Source organism: Methanocalculus taiwanensis (assembly GCF_024372745.1).
Taxonomy (GTDB): Archaea; Halobacteriota; Methanomicrobia; order Methanomicrobiales; family Methanocorpusculaceae; genus Methanocalculus; species Methanocalculus taiwanensis.
This window is the reverse complement of record NZ_VOTZ01000002.1, coordinates 147,024-165,105: the sequence shown is the minus strand read 5'-3', so window position 1 is coordinate 165,105 and position 18,082 is coordinate 147,024. Positions and strand designations below refer to the sequence as shown.

Genomic DNA, 18,082 nt, shown 5'->3' with positions numbered 1-18,082 from the left:
TTCAGATCCCTCCCATGACTGAGGTAATATAACCTGATCTGTCAATCAATGCCAGTGCAGCCGGTTCAACGAGCGTATTCACAACGAGATCCGGGAAGAGCCCGAAGAGGATGATTAGTACTGCAAGCAGACCCATTCCAATGAGCATCGGCATCGGCACTTCCTTTACTGTTTCATATTGAGGAAGTTTTGGCCCCATAAACATCGAGTGGAAGACCTTGACAAAAGATGCCAGCGTCATGATCGAGACCACCATAGCGATCACCGCGATGAAGGGGTTGAATACGAAGACCGATTCATAGATCATCAGTTTAGAGGCAAACCCGTTAAAGGGCGGGATACCTGCAATGGCAAGTGCTGCAATGATGAAGAAGCCCATCGTCCATTTCATCGAATGACCGAGGCCGCCGAGTTCGTTTAGATTTGCGGTTCCACACCGGTAGATGACAGCGCCTGCGATCAGGAAGAGGAGGCCCTTGTAGAGGGCATAGTTTATGATATGAAAGATTCCTCCCTCCATCGCGACAACCCCAAACTGTGCAAGCATCTGCTGATCTCCAAGCACCGCGAGACCGACGCCAAGACCAACAAGCATGTATCCGATCTGTGAGACGGAGTGGTATGCCATGAGGCGTTTCACATCCTTCTGCGGGAGCGCCATTGAGACGCCGATGAACATCGAGAGAATACCCAGGATGATGATCACCCATCCGACGGTCACCACGTTCATCGTCAGCCCAAACAGGCTGAATGCGATTCGGAAGATCGCATAGAGGCTTGCCATACTGGAGACAATCAGGAGTGCTGTAATTGATGACGGTGCACTTGAATAGGTATCCGGTGTCCAGAAGTGCATCGGGACAGATCCTGACTTCATTGCGAGCGAGACGATCATCAGTACAACTGCTACGAGTGAGAGCCCGGTAAAATCTATCACGGAGGCTATATAGGCGATATTGAGCGAGTTGTACTGGCCATAGAGCATCCCGACTGCAATGAGGAAAAAGAGGCCTGACACAGTCGAGATGAACGCATACTTCAGGCCCCCTTCAACCGCGACACCGCCTTTGATCCTATATGCGGCAAGTGCTGCACCGGCGAGGGAGTTGATCTCGAGGAAGACGAAGAAGTTGAAGAGATCTCCTGTTGAGACCATTCCAAATATACCGGCCATCAGCAGGAAGAGGAGGGCATAGTATCCGTCCTGTCCGGTCTGCTCCGACTCACTTGAGATCGAGTACAGGGTCGCAGCAAACATCATGATTGCTGCTGTCAGGATCATGAATGCCGACATCGCATCGATCACAAAGAGGATCCGAATCGGCACCCCACCGGAATCAAATGGTATGGTGAGCGATGGATCGACTGCGCCGAAGGCGTAGATGATCGTCCCCTGTGTCAGCACTTCCCAGACAAGGATGAGGGCAGCGGCAACTGTGGCGAGCATCGTGAGAATTGCCCATGAGTTGCGGATCTTCTTTCCTATCAAACCAAAAAGTGGCATCGCAAATGCCGCAATCAGGGGTATTGCCAGTAATAATGCTGCATACTGGCTCATTCCCTCAGCCTCCTGATGTTGTTTGTTTCCACAGATCCATATTTTCTATAGATCATGATCGCAAAGGCGAGGAGAAGCGCTGTTGTTGCAAAGCCGATGACGATGTTTGTCAGGGTCATCGCCTGTACCGTGGGGAGTACCATCTCTTTGCCCGGAGCACTGGTGAAGATCGGGGCAATCCCTCCTTCCCGGTAACCGAGGGTGACCAGGAAGAGGTTTGCGGCCCCTTCGATTATTGCAAGTCCCATGATCATCTTGATTAAGTTCTTCTTCAGGAGAATTGTGGCAATCCCGATCCCTGCGATCAGGATTACAGCCAGGTATGGTATCTGTTCTATCATCAGATCTTCTCCTTTATTCCTGAGAGGAGGGCGAGCAGGATTACACTGATCGCTCCAACGACCTCAATACCAACAGCAATATTCATGATTGGGATCAGCCCGCCGGTATTCAGGTTGGCTGTACCGGATCCATACGCAACAATATCCCCAAAGAGTATGCCTCCCGGCGATAGCCAGTTGAAAAAGAATCCTGCACCGAGCATCATTGCAGATAAAGCCGCAATAATGAATAGGAGCAGTCCTGTAGACTCCAGGCTCTTCATCACCACCTGCCTGACAACGTTCGTGCTCTCTGCGTACTTATAAGCCAGCAGGAGGAGCAGGACGCCGGATGCGAGGATGGCACCGCCCTGGAACCCTCCGCCTGGTGTCAGATGGCCATGGATTATGATATAGAATCCATATATCAGGATGAATGGAAAGAGAACATCTGCTGTTGTTTTAACAATTGAACTCATCTGCATTAATCATCCCTCCGTTTTCTCAGAACAAGGCTGACACCGAGAGCTGCTGTAAAGAGCACCGCCGCTTCCCCGAGGGTATCAAAGCCCCTATAGTCGAAGAGGACAGCGGCGACAACATTGTTTGCTCCACTCTCTATCTGGCTGTTCTCGATGAAGTACCGGTCCATAGGATGTTCTCCGGGGTCACCGAATGTTAAGCCGGTTACAATAACCCCGAGCATCCCGACCATCAGGATGGTAATAATGATTGAGAGGTTTCGTCTCATGCTTCATCACCCTCCTTTTTTGTGGTGCCACGGATTGCTATCATGAAGGCTGCGGTCGTGAGCCCGGCTCCAATTGCAGCTTCTGCAATGGCTACATCCGGTGCCTGCAGCAGGTAGAATTCAATTGCCAGGAGGAAACTGAAGAGCCCGAAGGCAACTGCCGCAGATACGAGATCCTTGAAGTTAAAGACCAGAATCGCCGCAATCATCATCCCGGTGAGTATCAATGCATGAAGAATGATCTCAATCATTTCCCTTTCACCTCCGCGAGGCGATCAACAACTGAAGGATCAGGCCGCTGTCCGCTTTTATGGGCAGCCCGTGCGATCGCATGGGAGCCGGTTGCATTTGTGAAAGCAAGGGCAATTACAGCAATTGTCGTATGGATCGCAAGGGTCAGGTATTGAGTGTCATCGGTTTGGATCAGCATTCCTCCGGCATAGAGGATTACCCCGAGTGAGAGGAATATTGTTCCAAATGTCGTCATCTTCGTCTCTGCATGGAGACGGGTATAGACATCGGGGAATCTGAGGATTCCGATAACACCAAGGATATTAAAGAGCAGGCCGATTCCAAGGCATATCATTGCTGCTGTCCCGATCATAGTTCTCCTCCGATATACTTCGAAATGGCGATGGTGCCCAGGAATGAGAGGAGGGCATAGACGATCGCCACATCAACAAAGATTGTCTGGCCGAGATAGGCGGCAAGGAGGATCATTGCCCCGACAACAAGGGTATTGATCGTATCGAGTGCAACAACCCGATCAGGTGCAGTCGGCCCGATAGCAAGCCTCAATGCGGCAAAAAGTGTCAATAATGCGACAATTGCAATGGCAATGAAGAAGATGTCGTTCATTCGGCGATCCTCCTGATCCATCCTGGAATATTAAAGATAGAGAAGAGCTCCCGCGCATCAACCACCTTCTTCTCACGGAGTTCATCAGGGACGTTTATCAGATGTACATACAATTCTCTGGTTGTATCATCAACGTCAACCGAGAGTGTTCCCGGGGTGAGGGTGATTGAGTTTGCAAGAATCAGCATGCCGAGTTCCGTCTTCATCCCGGTATCCACCCGAACAATCCCCGGCTTCACATTTCCGGTTATCACCCGGATTGCAACATCGATATTTGCCCGTGCCATTTCGATGAAGAGCGGGATGATCGCATATATCGGCAGAAGGATGAGTCTGAGGGGATTTGCCATCCGCACGCTTCCACTCCTGCAGAAGGTGCGGTATGAGGCGATCCCAACAATCACTGAAAGTATACAACCAATGATGAGTTCGCTTTCAGACCAGAGAATGATCGTCCCCGATCCGGCTGTCAAAAAGAGATATGCCACAAAAGCGGCTATTGCGGTTGCCAGGAAGCGGATCACTGGTAAGCAACCCCCCTCGTGCAACGGCAGAGCGCCGTCGGATCCCATATAGGATACTGAAGACGCAATGGATAAAATGCCAGCCCATTGTTTATCATGATCAATAATGATCGTTTCGTAAAATATGGTTTTCCATACATGCAGGAAGGGAACGTGTACTGAAGAGCATAAAAAAGATATCAAGCGCTGGTTTTTCTGATTTTATCTCATCATCCTACCTGTCACACTAGCAGATCCACCCTCATGGATTATGTAAGCCATTACCTTCACCTGACCCGATAGATTGGTGGTTATGGGGTGATGCCTCGCTATTTAACTGATGCTCAATAATGTTATAGGGATGAAATCACCCTATCTCGGTGCCATACCCCTCTACTGGTGTGACGCCTGCCACGTGCCTGTTCTTGGAAAACGGTGCAGCTGCGGGGATAAGACGCGTTTTGTCGGGATCACGCCGCCCGGGGATGTCAGGCCGGCTTTCCCTTCAGATATTCACCTGATCAATCGAATTTATGTCGAAGCATTCGGCGCACCACTTATTCCGGATGGCCATCTCACTCTCCTCAACAAAGTCCCCGATGATGACAGAATGGAGGAGATCATCGTCGGCGGGGCAATAGTCGGTGCGATCAGGTACCTTCCACAAGAAGAGCGATGGGAGGCGCTTCCCCGCCCGGATGCAGCTCTACTGATGACGCCTAAAAAGCGGTATGTAATCGTTGATCCTGGCGCTGCTCCATTCATAAAAGATGGTTCAAGCGTCCTCGCACCCGGAGTTGTTGAGATTGAATCCCACACTGAGAAGGGTGATGAAGTATTCGTCATCATGCCGGATGGCACCTGTATCGGTGTCGGGAGAGCGAAGATGGGGGCAGATGAGGCGCGTGGCGTTTCCCGCGGCCAGATTGTCCGGCTGCGTAAGAATGCCCCGCAGACCTGCCATCCGGCTCCTGCTGATTGGGAGACAGCGGTAAGAGCAAACCATGAGATCCTCGCCATAATGGAGGAGGATGCGATCATCTTCATCAGAGAACTGTCTGAGACCGAAGATCTCCCGCTGACGGTATCATATTCAGGTGGTAAGGATAGTCTCGTCACCCTCCTACTGGCATTGAAGGCAGTTGGACCGGTTCCATTGATCTTTGCAGATACCGGGTTAGAGTTCCCTGAAACCTATGAGAATGTCTCCAGGATAGCCGGCCACTATGATCTTCCCGTCTTCAAGGCTGATGGTGAAGGAGGTTTTTGGGATGGTTTTTCAAGAAACGGTCCCCCGGCAGTTAATTTCAGGTGGTGCTGCAGGGCATGCAAACTGAAGCCGGTCCGTGATCTGATCGAGAAGGAATGGGGGGAATGCCTTTCCCTTATCGGCCAGAGAAAGTATGAGTCGGCCAGGCGGATGAAGAGCCGGCGTGTCTGGAGAAATCCAAATGTACCTAACCAGCTCTCAGCAGCCCCGATCCAGCACTGGAATGCTCTCCATGTTTGGCTCTACCTTTTCCAGGAGAAGGCGCCGTATAATCCACTCTATGAAAAAGGCCTTGATCGAATCGGGTGTTATATGTGTCCGTCAAGCGATATTGCTCACCTTAAGATGATAGAAATTGAATATCCCACACTCTGGGATCGCTGGCGGTCAGCCGTCATCGAATCCGGCGCAGCCAACGGCAAACCAGAGAACTGGTTTGGGAGCGGTGCGTGGAGGATTATTACGGGAGGATCTGATGATGAAGATAGCCATTATTGATTATGGTCTTGGAAACCTGAGATCGGTCTTCCGTGGTATTGAGAAGGCGGGAGCATGCCCGGTGATCACCCATGATCCTGAAGAGATCCAGTCTGCCGATGGTATTATCCTGCCGGGCGTTGGCGCGTTTTCAGAGGGGATGGGGAGGCTCTCCCCGATCAGGCAATGCCTTCTTTCTGTAGCTGGAGAGGTGCCGCTCCTTGGTATCTGCCTTGGCATGCAGATGCTAATGGATGAGAGCGAAGAGCATGGGAACCATCAGGGGCTCTCGCTGATCCCGGGAAATGTCCGGAAATTCCAGCCTGAACCAGAGATGAAGGTCCCGCATATGGGGTGGAACACCATTCACCATGCGATGCCGGATGACCCTCTCCTCTTCGGAATCCCGGATGAGAGTTATTTCTACTTTGTCCATTCGTACTATGTCAGCTGCCCGGCAGCATACCGGCTATGCGAAACAGGATATATCGTACCCTATGCATCAGCAGTAAAGCGTGGCCTCATATATGGTGTGCAGTTTCATCCTGAGAAGAGCGGGGATGTCGGGCTTCTGCTGCTGAAAAATTTTATCGGGATCTGTTAGCGCCGTTCATCACGGAACCAGATCAATGCCTCGTACATTATCAGGGCTGCAAGTACCAGGCATCCTCCAAGGAAGAAGGCGGTTACGAACTCGTGCACCATCGGGGGGAGGGGGGTGCCAGCTCCGCCTGCTGCACGGGTTGCCATCGGGATTGCATCCGGAATCTGCATCGTCTCAGGTGGTGCAGCAGTAAATGCCATCATATCACCCGAAACCTTGTTTGTTTGGAGTATCGGGAGGTAGAGGGAGATGATCGCGGTTCCTGCAATAAAAACCCCGAGGGTTGCGGCATATTTCTTCACCATGCCGATTGCACTCTGCCTTCTTGGTGCAACGATCAGAACCTGGTTTTTCATGCTGTAGAGCTTGATTTCACGCCCTTTAGCACTCCAGCGGGTATCGACCACCTCGATTATCCCCGCATCAAGAAGGTTGCCGAGATGATACTTTGCGGTTGTCAGCGGAATGTGGAGTTCTTCTGCAAGTGCGGTTGTGCTCTTTGGGGCTTCAGAGAGGTTTCTGAGGAGGTCGCCTGCGGTCGGGCTTGACATCGCCTTTGCAATCTTCTGTGCCTGCGCTTCGCCAGGCTCCAGGAAGATGATCTCTTCAGCCATTGAGCATCGAACTGATTAGCTCCCGTGCCTTCTCAAGTGCAGCAGGAATTGCGTCCACATCTCTTCCTGCACCCTGTGCAAGCCCGGTTTTTCCGCCTCCCTTCCCTCCCAGGATGCCACAGATCTCCTTCACGATCACTCCTGCATCAACTGCATCATTGCCTGAACCTGCAACCACACGAAGAGAATCGGCATGTGATATGAAGAGTGATACGCCCTTCCGATTGGAGATCCCCGATGCAATATTGATCAGCTCTTTCTGGGGAAGATCGATCTGGCGGATGACTACTTCAACGCCATGCATCTCTTCGCCTGTCAGGTTCTTCAGTGACAGATCTGCGAGCCGGAGTTCCATATCCTCGATGATCTTCCCTCGCTCCTTCCATTCTGTAAAGAACCGATCCACAGACTGGGGGAGATGTTCAACCTGCACCGAAAGGGTGGCTGCTGCCTCAGTTACAATATCCTGCAGGTGCTGCATCGCATAGATTGCAGCAAGACCGGCTGAGAACTCAATCCGTTCAACACCATCCTGGATATGCTCTATCCTGAGGATCTTGATGATCCCGACCTCGCCACTGCTCCTGCAATGTGTCCCTCCGCATGCCTGCACTTCTGTGCCCATCTGCACAACACGAATGTCTTTTCCTTTAGGTACTCCGCCCTGGTAGAGTGAGAAGCCGAACTTCTCCTCGGCACGGTTTCTGTCTTCCACTTTCACAAATACCGGGATATTCTCCATGATCAGGTGGTTTGCAGCGATTTCGATCCGTTTTGCCTCTTCTGGTGATATGTGGGAGAAGTGCCGGATATCAAGCCTTGAACTCTCAATACCTTTCTGTGCTCCCGCCTGGTGAATGTGGGGCCCGAGGATCTCTTTACAGGCACGGAGAAGAATATGGGTGCCGGTATGGTGCCGCATCAGCGACCAGCGGCGTTCTTCATCGACGATTCCTTTCACTCGCTCGCCGCGTTTCAGGACACCGCCTTTGATTTTATGGAGGATGCGGTTATCTTTTATGATCGCCTCATCCACCCGGACAACATTTTCTGATGTTACCAGTGTCCCGGTATCTGAAGGCTGGCCGCCTCCTTCTGGATAAAAGAGGGTCTGGTCAAGGACGACATAGCCATCAAAATAATCAATGACAATGCCGTCAAATTCGAATTCATAGGGTCGTTCGTAATAGAGTTTCTTTGTTATCGGGAGCCCCCCAATGCGCTCCTGATATCTGGTTATTCCTGATTCTTCTTCTACAGATTCTGCCTCTGAGTGCATATCTGCAATAATCGAATCAAGATCATCGGGGAGATCAAAGTCCGCACCTTCATTTGTCAGGATCTCCCGCATAAGGGCGGTCGGGATGCCATGGGATTCATAGAGGGTAACCATCTCAGGGAGTGGCACAGGTTCGTTCTTTTTGATATAGGTCTTTGCAACCCGTTGGACAACTCTGCTTCCACGCGATATGGTGGCATTGTATTTTTCAGTCTCCCGATCGATAATCTGCCGGACGATATCCTGTGTCTGTTCAAACTGGTCAGATCCAATCGTATCCATCTGGGCAAGAACGAGATCAGAGAGTGCCTCATCAAGGTTTAGTTCGCCCATCATCCTCAGGCTCCTCCTGAGTACAAGGCGTGCAAGGTACCCTTCACGTACATTTGATGGTACGATACAGTCTCCAAGCATATAGGCGAGGCAACGCGTATGATCGCAGAGTGCATAGATACCCTCAATCGGCGTGATCATCTCCTCGAGTTTATCTATGCCAATTCCAATCGAGTCTGCAACCTTCTTACGGAGATTGACCAGTTTCTCTCCCCTGATATCAATAAGCCCCGCGAACTTGGCATTTAATCCAAGGATATTGGTGAATTCATCATTATCCAGAAGATGCTCAAGGCCGGCAGATCCCATCAGGCGGGAAACCATCTCCGGGAATACGGCATCATAGATGGTTGGCGATCCTTTTGATGCCCAGACGAACCGCTCAAGACCGTATCCGGTATCGACGATACGGAGATCCATCGGATAGTAGTCTTTTCCATCGATCATTGTCGGGTGATGGTTCGTCTTCGTCCTCCCGAGGTTCATGAAGACGAGCGTGGCAACCTCAAGTCCTCCGATGAGCACCTCGACGCTCGGCCCTGCATTCCCTCCGCCAAACCACGGATGCTCCTTGAAGGTGAGGTTCTGGAGATTTCCGCCGATCGATTGGATGAAGTTTGAACAGAGCTCAAGAGTATCTTCTTTCCAGTAGATTTCTTCTTTCGCTGAGTTGAAGGCGTGATGCGCCATCATCTCAAAACAGGTGAGATGCCTGCCTGATCGCCCTACTGCATCGAGATCATTTAAACGGATGCACGGCTGGGAGAGTGTAAGCGGGTTTGCCGGAGGAGGAACAACCCCTCCAGTGACAAATGGCTGAAAATCTGCAATTGACGCGATCGTCAGGTAAATATCGTCACGCCATCTGGCAGCGACGGGATAACGGTCGATCCGTGTATGGTTATTCGTCTCAAAAAAAGAGAGGAATGCCTCTCGCATCTGATCGATAGAATGCGGTTTAAAGACAGGTTCTCCGATGAACTGATATGGTTCACAGGGTGCATCACCACATAACTCCCGGTCCGGGTTCAGGGTCCAGAAGGCTGCCCCACAGGATCTGCAGGTTTTCCTCACAAATCCATTGGATCGAAAATATTCCAGCTCGTATTCTTCCTCAAGCATGAATAACCACGTGCTTGGTATAGGTTCTGTTCTTCACCATAAATTGTTTCTCTTTGGATTCAGCCTGTTATGTCCCCGTTTGGAGGTTCTGTGTACCAGAGATCGAACTCTTCATAGAGTTGGCATATATCTGCGATCCGAACGGCCAGGCTATGCCAGCAGACGCCCCCCCGGAAGCGGAAGTCGTCACAGGTGCAGAATCCGTCTTCAACAATATACTCATCAGATCGCCCGACCACAACCCAGAAATCCCGATACTTCTTAACATTCCCATGTTCTGCAGCCAGAATCGCCTTTTCTCCACGCTCATGGTATGCATGGATGAGTGATCGCTTTGCTTCTGCCGATAGCTCTCTACTATGCTCCAGCAATACCCAGGGATTGATCATACCAGGAGATGACTCTCGGGGGGATCATCAATATACGTCCATCCCATCCTCTCGGAGAGAGCTTTCATACCGGGTGATTCAAGGGCATAGTGGGTTGCTTCGATGCATGGAAGAGGTATATGGCGTTCGATGCTATGTTTTAGCTCCGATGAAATGAAGGCCTCCGCGCCGCAGGCAACCGCCTCTTCCATGAGATCTAAAGAAAAGCCTGATCCGCCGACGACAGCTAACCGGTTGTTGCTCGTGATTGTTCCATGAACCCGGACCCCACATCCAAGACGCCTGATCACTTCATTGAGAGGAAGTTGGGAGTCCCCGACGATGCCGAGGCTCATATATGACCTGTTTGATAATTCTATCAGATCGGCAAGCGCATCGTTGATACCCTGTTCAGCACGATCAAAATTGGTGTGCATCACAAAGAGGTTCATCTCGTTTGTGAGGAGTACTCTCAATATGCGCGCAGTCTGTCCGGAGATCCGGGTGACCGGAGTAAAGAGGGGGGTGTGATGCACCACAAGCATATCCGCACCAAGTGCTGCTGCTGACTGAACCACCTTCGGTGTCGGATCGAGTGCGGCAGCCACCACATCGATCTCATCGGCCCCCTCAACAATGAGCCCTATTTTACCCAGGTCAAACTCTTCAGCAAGCGATGCCGGGGCTATCTCCTCCATCAGGTTCAGGAATGACGATAGCTTCATGATAGTACAATCTGACCGGAATGGGGATAGGTGTTGCGTAGAGATTTAATTACTGTTGGTTATAATCAGTAACCTTTTTTAATGCACTGAAAAGATATTGATTATGGCAAAATCCATCGATGAGATTAATCTTAAAATTCGCGATGGAAGTGCTGTTGTTGTCACTGCAGAGGAGATGCCAGATATCGTCTCAGAACTGGGCGAAGAAGGAGCCTTGCGCGAAGTTGATGTTGTGACAACAGGCACCTTCGGCGCGATGTGTTCTTCAGGAGCCTTTCTGAACTTCGGGCATGCCGATCCCCCCATCCGGATGGAGCGGATCTGGCTTAATGATGTAGAGGCATATGCTGGAATTGCTGCAGTCGATGCATATATCGGAGCAACCCAGGAGTCTACGACAGAAGGATCGAAGTACGGCGGAGCACATGTTATTGAGGATCTCGTATCAGGAAAACAGATAGAGCTGCGTGCTATCTCAAAAGGAACTGATTGTTATCCCAGACGGACGATCACCACCGAACTGTTGCTTGAAGATCTGAATCAGGCGGTGATGGTCAATCCGAGGAATGCGTACCAATGCTATAATGCCGCCACTAACAGATCCGATCGGACACTGAACACCTACATGGGTCTTCTCCTCTCAAACAGTGGCAATATATCATATTCGGGAGCCGGACTTCTCTCCCCGCTTGCAAACGATCCGCACTTCAATCTGATCGGATCTGGTGTTCCGCTCTTCATTGGTGGCGGAGAGGGTATTATTGTCGGAGAAGGGACACAGAGTTCTCCATCCAATGGGTTTGGAACCCTGATGGTTGCTGGAAATCTCACCTCAATGAGCCCGGATTATCTGCGTGCCGCAAGCCTGACAGGCTATGGTGTCAGCTTGTATGTCGGGCTTGGTATCGCCCTCCCGATGCTGAATATCGAGGCGGTGAGAAACTCTGCGGTTCGTGATGAAGATCTCGTCACCTCGATCGTCGACTATGGTACCCCGCGCAGGGACAGGCCGGTTGTACGGACCGTGACCTATGCTGAACTGAAAAGCGGCCATGTCGATATCGATGGCGAGATGGTCAGGACATCCTCCATGTCAAGCTTCAGCCATGCCCGGCAGGTGGCAAATGATCTGAAGAGCCTTGTAGAGGAAGGATCCTTTACGGTTGCACTCCCGACTCGAAGAATAGATACTGATAAGCGAAGCCACCCGATGAGGGAGACACGGCAGACGCCGAGAGTGCGGGAGATCATGAACCCGGCAGTAGTTACTATCACAGAAGATGAGTCGGTGAAGACGGCTGCCCGGAAACTTCTCAAAGGTGAGACAAATCATCTGCCGGTGATCGATCTGCAGGGGAGGCTGGTTGGGATCATCACAACCTATGATATTTCCAAATCTGTCCTGCTTAAAGGTGATTCACTCAGTGTCTCGGATATTATGAGCAAAAAGGTGGTCGTCGTCAGAGCTGATGAGGCGGTTGATGTAGCTGCACAGCGGCTTGAACAGCATAATATCAGTGCTCTTCCGGTAGTAGATGGTGAGTTCCATGTGATTGGGATCTTAAATGCAGTCGATCTCGGGAAGCTCTTCTCGCGGAGGTGGCAGCCATGAAACTCTTCCTGACTATCCAGAGGGATGTGGTCAAGCGCCCTCTCATCTCCCAGGTTGTCCTTGAGACCGGGGTGTTGATCAATGTCGAGCGTGCCCATATCGATGCAAATGAAGGATGGGTGCTGATTGATGTCCCGGAGAAAGAGCAGGCCCGGATATCATCCCGTCTCACCGAGCTTGGTGTAGAGGTAAAAAAGCTTGAGAATGCGGTTCTTCATGATGAGCATGAATGTGTTGAGTGCGGTGCCTGCCTCTCCATCTGCCCACAGGAAGTCTTCTGCTTTGATGCTGATTTCCATCTGGTTGTCAGGGAAGAGCGGTGTATTCTGTGTGGGCAGTGTGTATGCGCGTGCCCGCACCAGGCACTCTCTATCAGGCAATGATACGGCGGCATTTCCAGTATAAACAGACGATAACGACGATTCTCGCAGATTGCGAAGCGGATATTGAGGTTGCAAAAAACGGTCTCCTCGATGCACGCCAGGCAGTCGAGGCGATTATCCGGGCTGATCCATATTTTGGATCCTCATTTGACCCCTATGATCCCGGATCTGATAATCCGGTAATCTGTCGTATGGTGGATGCCGCATATGAAGCCGGTGTGGGCCCGATGGCAGCAGTTGCCGGGACGATCGCATGGGCTGGTGTGGAGGCGATGCAGGAGGCGGGTGCTGTCTTTGGCGTTATTGATAATGGGGGGGATATCGCTTATCTTACGGATCGGATCCTCAGGATCGGCATGTATGCGGGCAGCGCGGGAGAAAGTGGACAGTGTGCATTTCTCTGTCAGCCACAGAAGGAAATTTCCGGCGTCTGTACTTCCTCTGCAACAGTTGGCCCTTCTATCTCTCTTGGCACAGCCGATGCTGTCAGCGTCTTTTCCGATAATATCTCTTCTGCTGATGCATGGGCAACCGCCCTTTGCAACCAGTTGTCCGCTATTGATAGATCGGCGTTTGGCGGTCTCTCTGGTTCAAAGGTGCATGGCGTGGTGGCTGTCTTTGGCGATGAGATCTTCTCGTATGGGAATGTGCCGGAGATCGTCCACGCCAGAGTGGATACCACATTAATCACACGGGGGATCTGATCTACTCATACTCTTCAGCAAACCGGATTGCCAGATGGTGTGAATCCCTGCCCTGAAAGGTGGCGAGGATCTCCTCTTGGATCCGAACCTGGATTACCGGCATCTCCCCTTTGACGAGTAGGTAGAGATCAACGAGATCGATCTCCTCAAGGAGCACCCCTCTCTGAAGTGCGGATGCTGGTTCCAGAAGGAGACGATCGATTATCAGCTCATCAGGAATCTCCCTGAAGAGATAGAGATACACCTGGTATGCGTTGAGGAAATCAGAGGTGAGCAACTCTGATCTGGTACCGGGTGCAAGTTTCAGGATGGCATGCACCAGCCGTTCTTCATCCTCATCTGCATATTCAAGGAGTTCATCTGCTATCTCAAAGAGGGTGGCGTCATCGTTCACAAGATATATTGTTTCTTTTCACTCCATAATACTCTGTGAAAGATGAAGAGGTTGACTGGGATATCTACCACCGTATCGTCTATGATCATGTGAGCACGGTTTTAGATATTCAGAGGGTTACCGGACTCTCCCAGGAGATGGTGCGTGCATCTGTTGACCGTCTTATACGTTACCTCCTCATCAAAGAGGAGAACGATCAGCTTCATCCCCTCGGGATTGAAGAGATGCTCATCTCCTGCAGGGTACGATATTCACAGGATCTTCCATTTATAATCGAAAATGGTGTTATAAAGATGAAACGGGAGGGATGATGCCATAATGGTCAGATCAACTATACTTCGGATTGGCCACCGCCATGATCGCGATCAGCGGGTGACCACTCATGTCGGCCTGACCGGGCGTGCGCTCGGTGCCGACGGGATGTACCTGGCGGCAGATGATCCGGGTGTTATCGGGAGCATCGAAGGCGTTGCCCGCCGTTTTGGGGGATCCTTCTTTGTTGAGAATAATGTTCCCTGGAAACGCTGTATCCGTGAGTTCAGGGAGTCGGGTGGTACTGTTGTACATCTGACGATGTACGGACTCCGTATCCAGGATGTGATTGGCGAGATCAGACAGCAGGAGAAGGTTCTTGTCATTGTCGGTGCCGAGAAGGTGCCGGGGGAGATCTATGGAATCGCCGATTATAATGTCGCCGTTACCAATCAGCCGCATTCAGAGATCGCCGGACTCGCAGTCTTTCTTGATCAGCTCTATGAAGGAAAAGAACTCGATCTGGAGTTTCCTGATGCGGAGATTGCGGTTCTGCCATGTAAGTGCGGTAAAGAGATGGTGGAGCGGTGACGGAGACGGTCCTTGTCGCGGGCTATGCCACCCGGCATGTGGCACGATCCGCACGAAGGGCAGGGTACCGCGTATGCGCAGTTGATCATTTTCTGGATATCGATCTTGGATGGAATGTTATTGATTATGCGGGTTTTGAGGAGCTTGCAGATCTCCCGGCTGCAATCGATCAGATCTGCTCACGCAATCCAATCGATCATCTCATCCTTACCTCGGGGGCAGAGACGATTGCCTGCCCCGGTATCCGGCGCGCCGGTACCGATCCTGAAACGATACAAAAATTTCTTGATAAATCATCAATCCAGAAATTCTTCTCGGAGATAGCTGTTCCTCATCCCACGCTTGCGGCAACCGGCGAGTTTCCGGTGATGATCAAGCCCGTCTCTGGTGCGGGAGGGTGGAGAAATGCTATTGTCAGGACAGAGGAAGAGAAGAAAGCCTGGATCGACGGGATGGAGCTCCCCTATCTCTGCCAGCAGTTCATTTCGGGGCTTCCAGCAAGTGTTTCCTGCGTCTCTGATGGTAGACGTGCGGTGGCTATTGCCTCAAACGAGCAGATTCTCCGTGGTTTTGGCGATTCGGCATTTGGTTTTGCAGGATCGATCACTCCCTGTGATCATCCGCTAGCCGATCGGATGATGGCAGTTGCAGAGCATATTGTTGCTGCAAGCGGGTGTATCGGATCTGTTGGCGTTGATTTCGTCCTCTCAGATGAGGCTGTTGCGATCGAGGTGAACCCACGGTTCCAGGCAACCCTTGATACCGTGGAATCTTCAATCGGCACTAACCTCTTCACCATGCATATGGATGCGTGTTTTGGCAGGCTTCCCATGGCGCGGCCTCGTCCACGGCGATATGCTGCACGGCGCATCCTCTTTGCAGAAAAGGATTGCATGATCCGATCCCATCTGGACCGGTTCGGTGCGATCATTGCTGATATTCCCCGACCAGGAACGGAGTTTAGCGAAGGAGATGCGATGGTGAGCGTCTTTGGATCCGGGGAATCAAGGGAGGCGGCTCTCCGGATGCTGGATAATCATATTAGTGTCATACGCCAATATCTTGAATGATGCAACAAGTGGAAGAACTCTTACAGAGACCGCCGATCTACTCCTTTTTCCTCCGTCTTGTTGGTGAGGAAGGGATACAGCTCCTTGTGCGTTTCCCTGATACCGGAGAGCATAGTGACGAGGAACTCGCTGAGAATACCGGGATAAACCTGAATTCTGTCAGACATACCCTCTATACCCTCTATGAACGGAGGCTTGCAGTATACCGTAGGGTGAAGGATAACGAAACCGGATGGCTCACTTATCTCTGGCATCTCCAGCTCGATCAGCTCGATCCTGTTCTGGCAGAAGATCTGGAGAGAGTGAAAGAGAAGCTAATCGCCCGTGAACGATATGAGGAAGAGAACGACTTTTACCTCTGCAAGACCTGTGGGGCGATGTATACATTTAACGAGGCATATAAACACGAATTTTCCTGTGTAACCTGTGATGTGCCACTATCCCATTTCGATAATGAGATGCTCGCTCTTGCACTCCGGCGCCGGCTGCAGGAAATTAGTGAGACTCTTGGCTAATCCCGGCCTATGGAAGGTGAGATTTCCGAGTCAGTATGTATGGAGCATCTGATCGGCGCAGGATGCTCCGAAAAGGTGATCGCCCATGCGCGGGCGGTTGCCTGGGTCGCTACCGAATATACAGATGATGAGGTGGTTGATCGGAGCCTTATCATCTGTGGCGCCCTTCTCCATGATATCGGTCGATCAGAGAGCCATTCCCTTGATCATGCTATTATTGGAGGGGATATATGTCGCGAACGCGGGCTTCCCGAAGAGATCGCCCGTATCGTCGAGAGGCATCTGGGAGCCGGCCAGACTGCGGAAGAATATCTTCAGCTCGGCCTTCTTCCGAGAGATTGCATGCCGGTTACTTTACCTGAGAAGATTGTTGCCCATGCGGATAACCTGGTGAAAGGGAACGGGGAGATACATATTGAAGAGAGGATGATCAAAATTCTCGATCTACCAAAGAATAAGCGGCGCCGGACCTACCGGCTGGCACTTGAAATGGAGTTATTTCGAAGATAAAATCCGGAAAAAAGTATATTTCTTTCTTCGCTGTTTTCGAGGGCAGCCTGCTCACCCCACCACCGATTCTGCTTGTGGGATGCAACCTGGATGAACTGATCCCCCTCACCCCTCCCTGACACAACCAGACTCCCTTTGCTTGTTGGGTGGCCGCTACCTAGTTTATCCCCTAAAGGGGCTAAACAGCCCCGAGAGAGAGGATGAGAGCGCTACCAGCGCTCATGGTGTTGTAATAGACCTCCAATGCTATCCTTTCACCCCTTTTCAGGTGAAGGAGCGGCAGGGGGATTGCCTGAATGAGGAATGTCACAGGGCAGCTGATACACAAAGGAGATGAAGAAAGCCTGTAAGGCCTTGTTTATCGGGGATAATAGCGACGAAACGATCTCCTGCTGCCATCTTTTCTGTTCTTATTATCACAGGATCGTTAATCACAGGATGAGCCGCTTGACCTGCGGGAGATCTCTTAGATCTTCTACCACCCCATGGGGGAGGGCTCCGTCGATAATCATCACGAGCTTCGGTTCTTCTGAGAAGACCGGATCGGTCACAAAGAGCTGCCGTATGGAGATATCATATTCAGCGAGCACCCTGACAGCTGATGCAACAATATGCTTGTCAGATGCGTTCTTTGGGATGAGCGTGATGATCGCAAGACCGAGCACCTCCGCGACCTGAGAGAGATCCGGTGTCACGCGGATATTGCAGAAGACCTGACGCAGTGTCTCATGATCGAGGATGCTGCGGGCGGTGGTGTCAATGACACGCCGATCAACACCTATCGCACGCGCTACCTGGGTGGCAGGCATCTCTATACCGTTTGCGGTGATCCTCCCCGATTCATTCACCCCGAACCCGTTTTCAAGGAGGAATCTGACAACGCGGAGCTGTGAGGGGGAATCTGAGAAGGCATCGATGATATCGTACCACATAGTCACGAGATGATTAGTGTCGTGACGGAAAAAGGATGCGATGTATAATGATGCAGGATAGTGTGTATCGTTGTACACAATTGCTAAACATAGAAGCGGAAAATGGCAGTTTTCATGTATCCTCAGAGTTGATTGCTTCTATCCAACGCAAAATCGAGATCGATAGCATTTTTAAGGATAGCATCGTATTTGTTTAAGTCAACCGAGCGAGGGTTGCCGAGCCAGGTCAAAGGCGCTAGCTTGAGGGGCTAGTCTCGTAGGGGTTCGCCGGTTCGAATCCGGTCCCTCGCATTTCTTTTGTTCTTTACTCTCATATCAAAGATATCCCGTTTAATCG

General features: G+C 51.2%; 25 protein-coding genes and 1 tRNA gene. 11 read left to right on the top strand and 15 right to left on the bottom strand.

What is annotated here, in order from left to right; all coding sequences use genetic code 11:
- Window position 1 precedes the first annotated feature (1 nt).
- The 8 genes from FTO68_RS01775 to FTO68_RS01740 are packed head-to-tail and all read right to left on the bottom strand — an operon-like array spanning window position 2 to window position 4,059.
- Window positions 2–1,558 (bottom strand): proton-conducting transporter transmembrane domain-containing protein, encoded by a 1,557-nt coding sequence (locus tag FTO68_RS01775; RefSeq protein WP_255331635.1) that lies wholly within the window; start codon window positions 1,556–1,558, stop codon window positions 2–4.
- Window positions 1,555–1,899, bottom strand: coding sequence for a sodium:proton antiporter (locus tag FTO68_RS01770; RefSeq protein ID WP_255331634.1), 345 nt, complete (start codon window positions 1,897–1,899; stop codon window positions 1,555–1,557). Before FTO68_RS01770 ends, FTO68_RS01775 begins: the two co-directional genes overlap by 4 nt.
- A complete protein-coding gene (locus FTO68_RS01765) occupies window positions 1,899–2,357 on the bottom strand; it encodes an MnhB domain-containing protein (protein ID WP_255331633.1) in 459 nt (152 codons plus the stop codon). The genes FTO68_RS01770 and FTO68_RS01765 overlap by 1 nt, the downstream gene beginning before the upstream one ends.
- A gap of 5 nt (window positions 2,358–2,362) precedes the next feature.
- The gene (gene mbhE / locus FTO68_RS01760; protein ID WP_255331632.1) at window positions 2,363–2,629 is read right to left on the bottom strand and encodes a hydrogen gas-evolving membrane-bound hydrogenase subunit E; all 267 of its coding nucleotides are present in this window, start codon (window positions 2,627–2,629) and stop codon (window positions 2,363–2,365) included.
- The gene (locus FTO68_RS01755; RefSeq protein WP_255331631.1) at window positions 2,626–2,880 is read right to left on the bottom strand and encodes a hydrogenase subunit MbhD domain-containing protein; all 255 of its coding nucleotides are present in this window, start codon (window positions 2,878–2,880) and stop codon (window positions 2,626–2,628) included. Before FTO68_RS01755 ends, mbhE begins: the two co-directional genes overlap by 4 nt.
- Entirely contained in the window at window positions 2,877–3,233 is a 357-nt protein-coding gene (gene mnhG / locus FTO68_RS01750; RefSeq protein WP_255331630.1) for a monovalent cation/H(+) antiporter subunit G, read from the bottom strand. Before mnhG ends, FTO68_RS01755 begins: the two co-directional genes overlap by 4 nt.
- The gene (locus FTO68_RS01745; RefSeq protein ID WP_255331629.1) at window positions 3,230–3,487 is read right to left on the bottom strand and encodes a cation:proton antiporter; all 258 of its coding nucleotides are present in this window, start codon (window positions 3,485–3,487) and stop codon (window positions 3,230–3,232) included. Before FTO68_RS01745 ends, mnhG begins: the two co-directional genes overlap by 4 nt.
- Window positions 3,484–4,059: a Na+/H+ antiporter subunit E gene (locus FTO68_RS01740; RefSeq protein WP_255331628.1), complete on the bottom strand. Its 576-nt coding sequence runs from the start codon at window positions 4,057–4,059 to the stop codon at window positions 3,484–3,486. The genes FTO68_RS01745 and FTO68_RS01740 overlap by 4 nt, the downstream gene beginning before the upstream one ends.
- Before the next feature lie 292 nt (window positions 4,060–4,351).
- Between FTO68_RS01740 and FTO68_RS01735 the strand changes: the two genes are divergently transcribed.
- On the top strand, window positions 4,352–5,758 hold the full coding sequence (locus FTO68_RS01735) for a phosphoadenosine phosphosulfate reductase domain-containing protein (RefSeq protein ID WP_255331627.1): 1,407 nt from the start codon (window positions 4,352–4,354) through the stop codon (window positions 5,756–5,758).
- Entirely contained in the window at window positions 5,736–6,341 is a 606-nt protein-coding gene (hisH, locus tag FTO68_RS01730; RefSeq protein ID WP_255331626.1) for an imidazole glycerol phosphate synthase subunit HisH, read from the top strand. Before FTO68_RS01735 ends, hisH begins: the two co-directional genes overlap by 23 nt.
- On the opposite strand, the gene FTO68_RS01725 is transcribed toward hisH, so the two are convergent.
- From FTO68_RS01725 to FTO68_RS01710, 4 genes are read right to left on the bottom strand one after another with little or no spacing between them, the layout of a single operon-like run.
- Window positions 6,338–6,955 (bottom strand): ArsR/SmtB family transcription factor, encoded by a 618-nt coding sequence (locus FTO68_RS01725; RefSeq protein WP_255331625.1) that lies wholly within the window; start codon window positions 6,953–6,955, stop codon window positions 6,338–6,340. The genes hisH and FTO68_RS01725 overlap by 4 nt on opposite strands.
- Window positions 6,948–9,689 carry an alanine--tRNA ligase gene (gene alaS / locus FTO68_RS01720; RefSeq protein WP_255331623.1) on the bottom strand — a complete coding sequence of 914 codons (2,742 nt, stop codon included), beginning with the start codon at window positions 9,687–9,689 and terminating at the stop codon, window positions 6,948–6,950. The genes FTO68_RS01725 and alaS overlap by 8 nt, the downstream gene beginning before the upstream one ends.
- 59 nt (window positions 9,690–9,748) lie before the next feature.
- Window positions 9,749–10,078, bottom strand: a complete 330-nt coding sequence (locus FTO68_RS01715) for an SWIM zinc finger family protein (RefSeq protein WP_255331622.1) — start codon at window positions 10,076–10,078, stop codon at window positions 9,749–9,751.
- Window positions 10,075–10,782 (bottom strand): Nif3-like dinuclear metal center hexameric protein, encoded by a 708-nt coding sequence (locus tag FTO68_RS01710; protein ID WP_255331621.1) that lies wholly within the window; start codon window positions 10,780–10,782, stop codon window positions 10,075–10,077. Before FTO68_RS01710 ends, FTO68_RS01715 begins: the two co-directional genes overlap by 4 nt.
- Window positions 10,783–10,885: 103 nt before the next feature.
- Here FTO68_RS01710 and FTO68_RS01705 point away from each other — a divergent pair, with 103 nt between their 5' ends.
- Genes FTO68_RS01705 through FTO68_RS01695 form a run of 3 tightly spaced genes read left to right on the top strand, consistent with a single transcriptional unit; the run spans window position 10,886 to window position 13,481 of the window.
- Window positions 10,886–12,394, top strand: a complete 1,509-nt coding sequence (locus FTO68_RS01705) for a homocysteine biosynthesis protein (protein ID WP_304364179.1) — start codon at window positions 10,886–10,888, stop codon at window positions 12,392–12,394.
- Entirely contained in the window at window positions 12,391–12,777 is a 387-nt protein-coding gene (locus FTO68_RS01700) for a 4Fe-4S binding protein (RefSeq protein WP_255331620.1), read from the top strand. Before FTO68_RS01705 ends, FTO68_RS01700 begins: the two co-directional genes overlap by 4 nt.
- Complete coding sequence (locus FTO68_RS01695; RefSeq protein ID WP_368659864.1) at window positions 12,738–13,481, top strand: UPF0280 family protein; 744 nt, start codon at window positions 12,738–12,740, stop codon at window positions 13,479–13,481. The genes FTO68_RS01700 and FTO68_RS01695 overlap by 40 nt, the downstream gene beginning before the upstream one ends.
- Window position 13,482: 1 nt before the next feature.
- On the opposite strand, the gene FTO68_RS01690 is transcribed toward FTO68_RS01695, so the two are convergent.
- A complete protein-coding gene (locus FTO68_RS01690; RefSeq protein WP_255331619.1) occupies window positions 13,483–13,875 on the bottom strand; it encodes a hypothetical protein in 393 nt (130 codons plus the stop codon).
- Window positions 13,876–13,910: 35 nt separating this feature from the next.
- Between FTO68_RS01690 and FTO68_RS01685 the strand changes: the two genes are divergently transcribed.
- The 5 genes from FTO68_RS01685 to FTO68_RS01665 are packed head-to-tail and all read left to right on the top strand — an operon-like array spanning window position 13,911 to window position 16,813.
- A complete protein-coding gene (locus FTO68_RS01685; protein WP_255331618.1) occupies window positions 13,911–14,186 on the top strand; it encodes a MarR family transcriptional regulator in 276 nt (91 codons plus the stop codon).
- A 7-nt stretch (window positions 14,187–14,193) separates the two neighbouring features.
- Window positions 14,194–14,718, top strand: a complete 525-nt coding sequence (locus FTO68_RS01680; protein ID WP_255331617.1) for a tRNA (cytidine(56)-2'-O)-methyltransferase — start codon at window positions 14,194–14,196, stop codon at window positions 14,716–14,718.
- Entirely contained in the window at window positions 14,715–15,788 is a 1,074-nt protein-coding gene (locus FTO68_RS01675) for an ATP-grasp domain-containing protein (RefSeq protein WP_255331616.1), read from the top strand. The genes FTO68_RS01680 and FTO68_RS01675 overlap by 4 nt, the downstream gene beginning before the upstream one ends.
- Window positions 15,788–16,303: a transcription factor gene (locus FTO68_RS01670; RefSeq protein WP_255331666.1), complete on the top strand. Its 516-nt coding sequence runs from the start codon at window positions 15,788–15,790 to the stop codon at window positions 16,301–16,303. The genes FTO68_RS01675 and FTO68_RS01670 overlap by 1 nt, the downstream gene beginning before the upstream one ends.
- Before the next feature lie 9 nt (window positions 16,304–16,312).
- Window positions 16,313–16,813, top strand: a complete 501-nt coding sequence (locus FTO68_RS01665) for an HD domain-containing protein (protein WP_255331615.1) — start codon at window positions 16,313–16,315, stop codon at window positions 16,811–16,813.
- A gap of 178 nt (window positions 16,814–16,991) precedes the next feature.
- On the opposite strand, the gene FTO68_RS01660 is transcribed toward FTO68_RS01665, so the two are convergent.
- On the bottom strand, window positions 16,992–17,123 hold the full coding sequence (locus FTO68_RS01660) for a hypothetical protein (protein ID WP_255331614.1): 132 nt from the start codon (window positions 17,121–17,123) through the stop codon (window positions 16,992–16,994).
- A 121-nt stretch (window positions 17,124–17,244) separates the two neighbouring features.
- A complete protein-coding gene (gene trpY / locus FTO68_RS01655; RefSeq protein ID WP_255331613.1) occupies window positions 17,245–17,745 on the bottom strand; it encodes a TrpY family transcription regulator in 501 nt (166 codons plus the stop codon).
- A gap of 206 nt (window positions 17,746–17,951) precedes the next feature.
- On the opposite strand from trpY, the gene FTO68_RS01650 reads away from it, so the two are divergent.
- Window positions 17,952–18,036, top strand: a tRNA-Leu gene (locus FTO68_RS01650).
- The last annotated feature ends 46 nt before the right edge of the window (window positions 18,037–18,082 follow it).

Coding starts and splice junctions, on each gene's coding strand:
- FTO68_RS01775 (WP_255331635.1), bottom strand. CDS start 1,558: ATGAGCCAGTATGCAGCATTATTACTGGCAATACCCCTGATTGCGGCA.
- FTO68_RS01770 (WP_255331634.1), bottom strand. CDS start 1,899: ATGATAGAACAGATACCATACCTGGCTGTAATCCTGATCGCAGGGATC.
- FTO68_RS01765 (WP_255331633.1), bottom strand. CDS start 2,357: ATGAGTTCAATTGTTAAAACAACAGCAGATGTTCTCTTTCCATTCATC.
- mbhE (WP_255331632.1), bottom strand. CDS start 2,629: ATGAGACGAAACCTCTCAATCATTATTACCATCCTGATGGTCGGGATG.
- FTO68_RS01755 (WP_255331631.1), bottom strand. CDS start 2,880: ATGATTGAGATCATTCTTCATGCATTGATACTCACCGGGATGATGATT.
- mnhG (WP_255331630.1), bottom strand. CDS start 3,233: ATGATCGGGACAGCAGCAATGATATGCCTTGGAATCGGCCTGCTCTTT.
- FTO68_RS01745 (WP_255331629.1), bottom strand. CDS start 3,487: ATGAACGACATCTTCTTCATTGCCATTGCAATTGTCGCATTATTGACA.
- FTO68_RS01740 (WP_255331628.1), bottom strand. CDS start 4,059: ATGGGATCCGACGGCGCTCTGCCGTTGCACGAGGGGGGTTGCTTACCA.
- FTO68_RS01735 (WP_255331627.1), top strand. CDS start 4,352: ATGAAATCACCCTATCTCGGTGCCATACCCCTCTACTGGTGTGACGCC.
- hisH (WP_255331626.1), top strand. CDS start 5,736: ATGATGAAGATAGCCATTATTGATTATGGTCTTGGAAACCTGAGATCG.
- FTO68_RS01725 (WP_255331625.1), bottom strand. CDS start 6,955: ATGGCTGAAGAGATCATCTTCCTGGAGCCTGGCGAAGCGCAGGCACAG.
- alaS (WP_255331623.1), bottom strand. CDS start 9,689: ATGCTTGAGGAAGAATACGAGCTGGAATATTTTCGATCCAATGGATTT.
- FTO68_RS01715 (WP_255331622.1), bottom strand. CDS start 10,078: ATGATCAATCCCTGGGTATTGCTGGAGCATAGTAGAGAGCTATCGGCA.
- FTO68_RS01710 (WP_255331621.1), bottom strand. CDS start 10,782: ATGAAGCTATCGTCATTCCTGAACCTGATGGAGGAGATAGCCCCGGCA.
- FTO68_RS01705 (WP_304364179.1), top strand. CDS start 10,886: ATGGCAAAATCCATCGATGAGATTAATCTTAAAATTCGCGATGGAAGT.
- FTO68_RS01700 (WP_255331620.1), top strand. CDS start 12,391: ATGAAACTCTTCCTGACTATCCAGAGGGATGTGGTCAAGCGCCCTCTC.
- FTO68_RS01695 (WP_368659864.1), top strand. CDS start 12,738: ATGCGCGTGCCCGCACCAGGCACTCTCTATCAGGCAATGATACGGCGG.
- FTO68_RS01680 (WP_255331617.1), top strand. CDS start 14,194: ATGGTCAGATCAACTATACTTCGGATTGGCCACCGCCATGATCGCGAT.
- FTO68_RS01670 (WP_255331666.1), top strand. CDS start 15,788: ATGCAACAAGTGGAAGAACTCTTACAGAGACCGCCGATCTACTCCTTT.
- FTO68_RS01665 (WP_255331615.1), top strand. CDS start 16,313: ATGGAAGGTGAGATTTCCGAGTCAGTATGTATGGAGCATCTGATCGGC.
- trpY (WP_255331613.1), bottom strand. CDS start 17,745: ATGTGGTACGATATCATCGATGCCTTCTCAGATTCCCCCTCACAGCTC.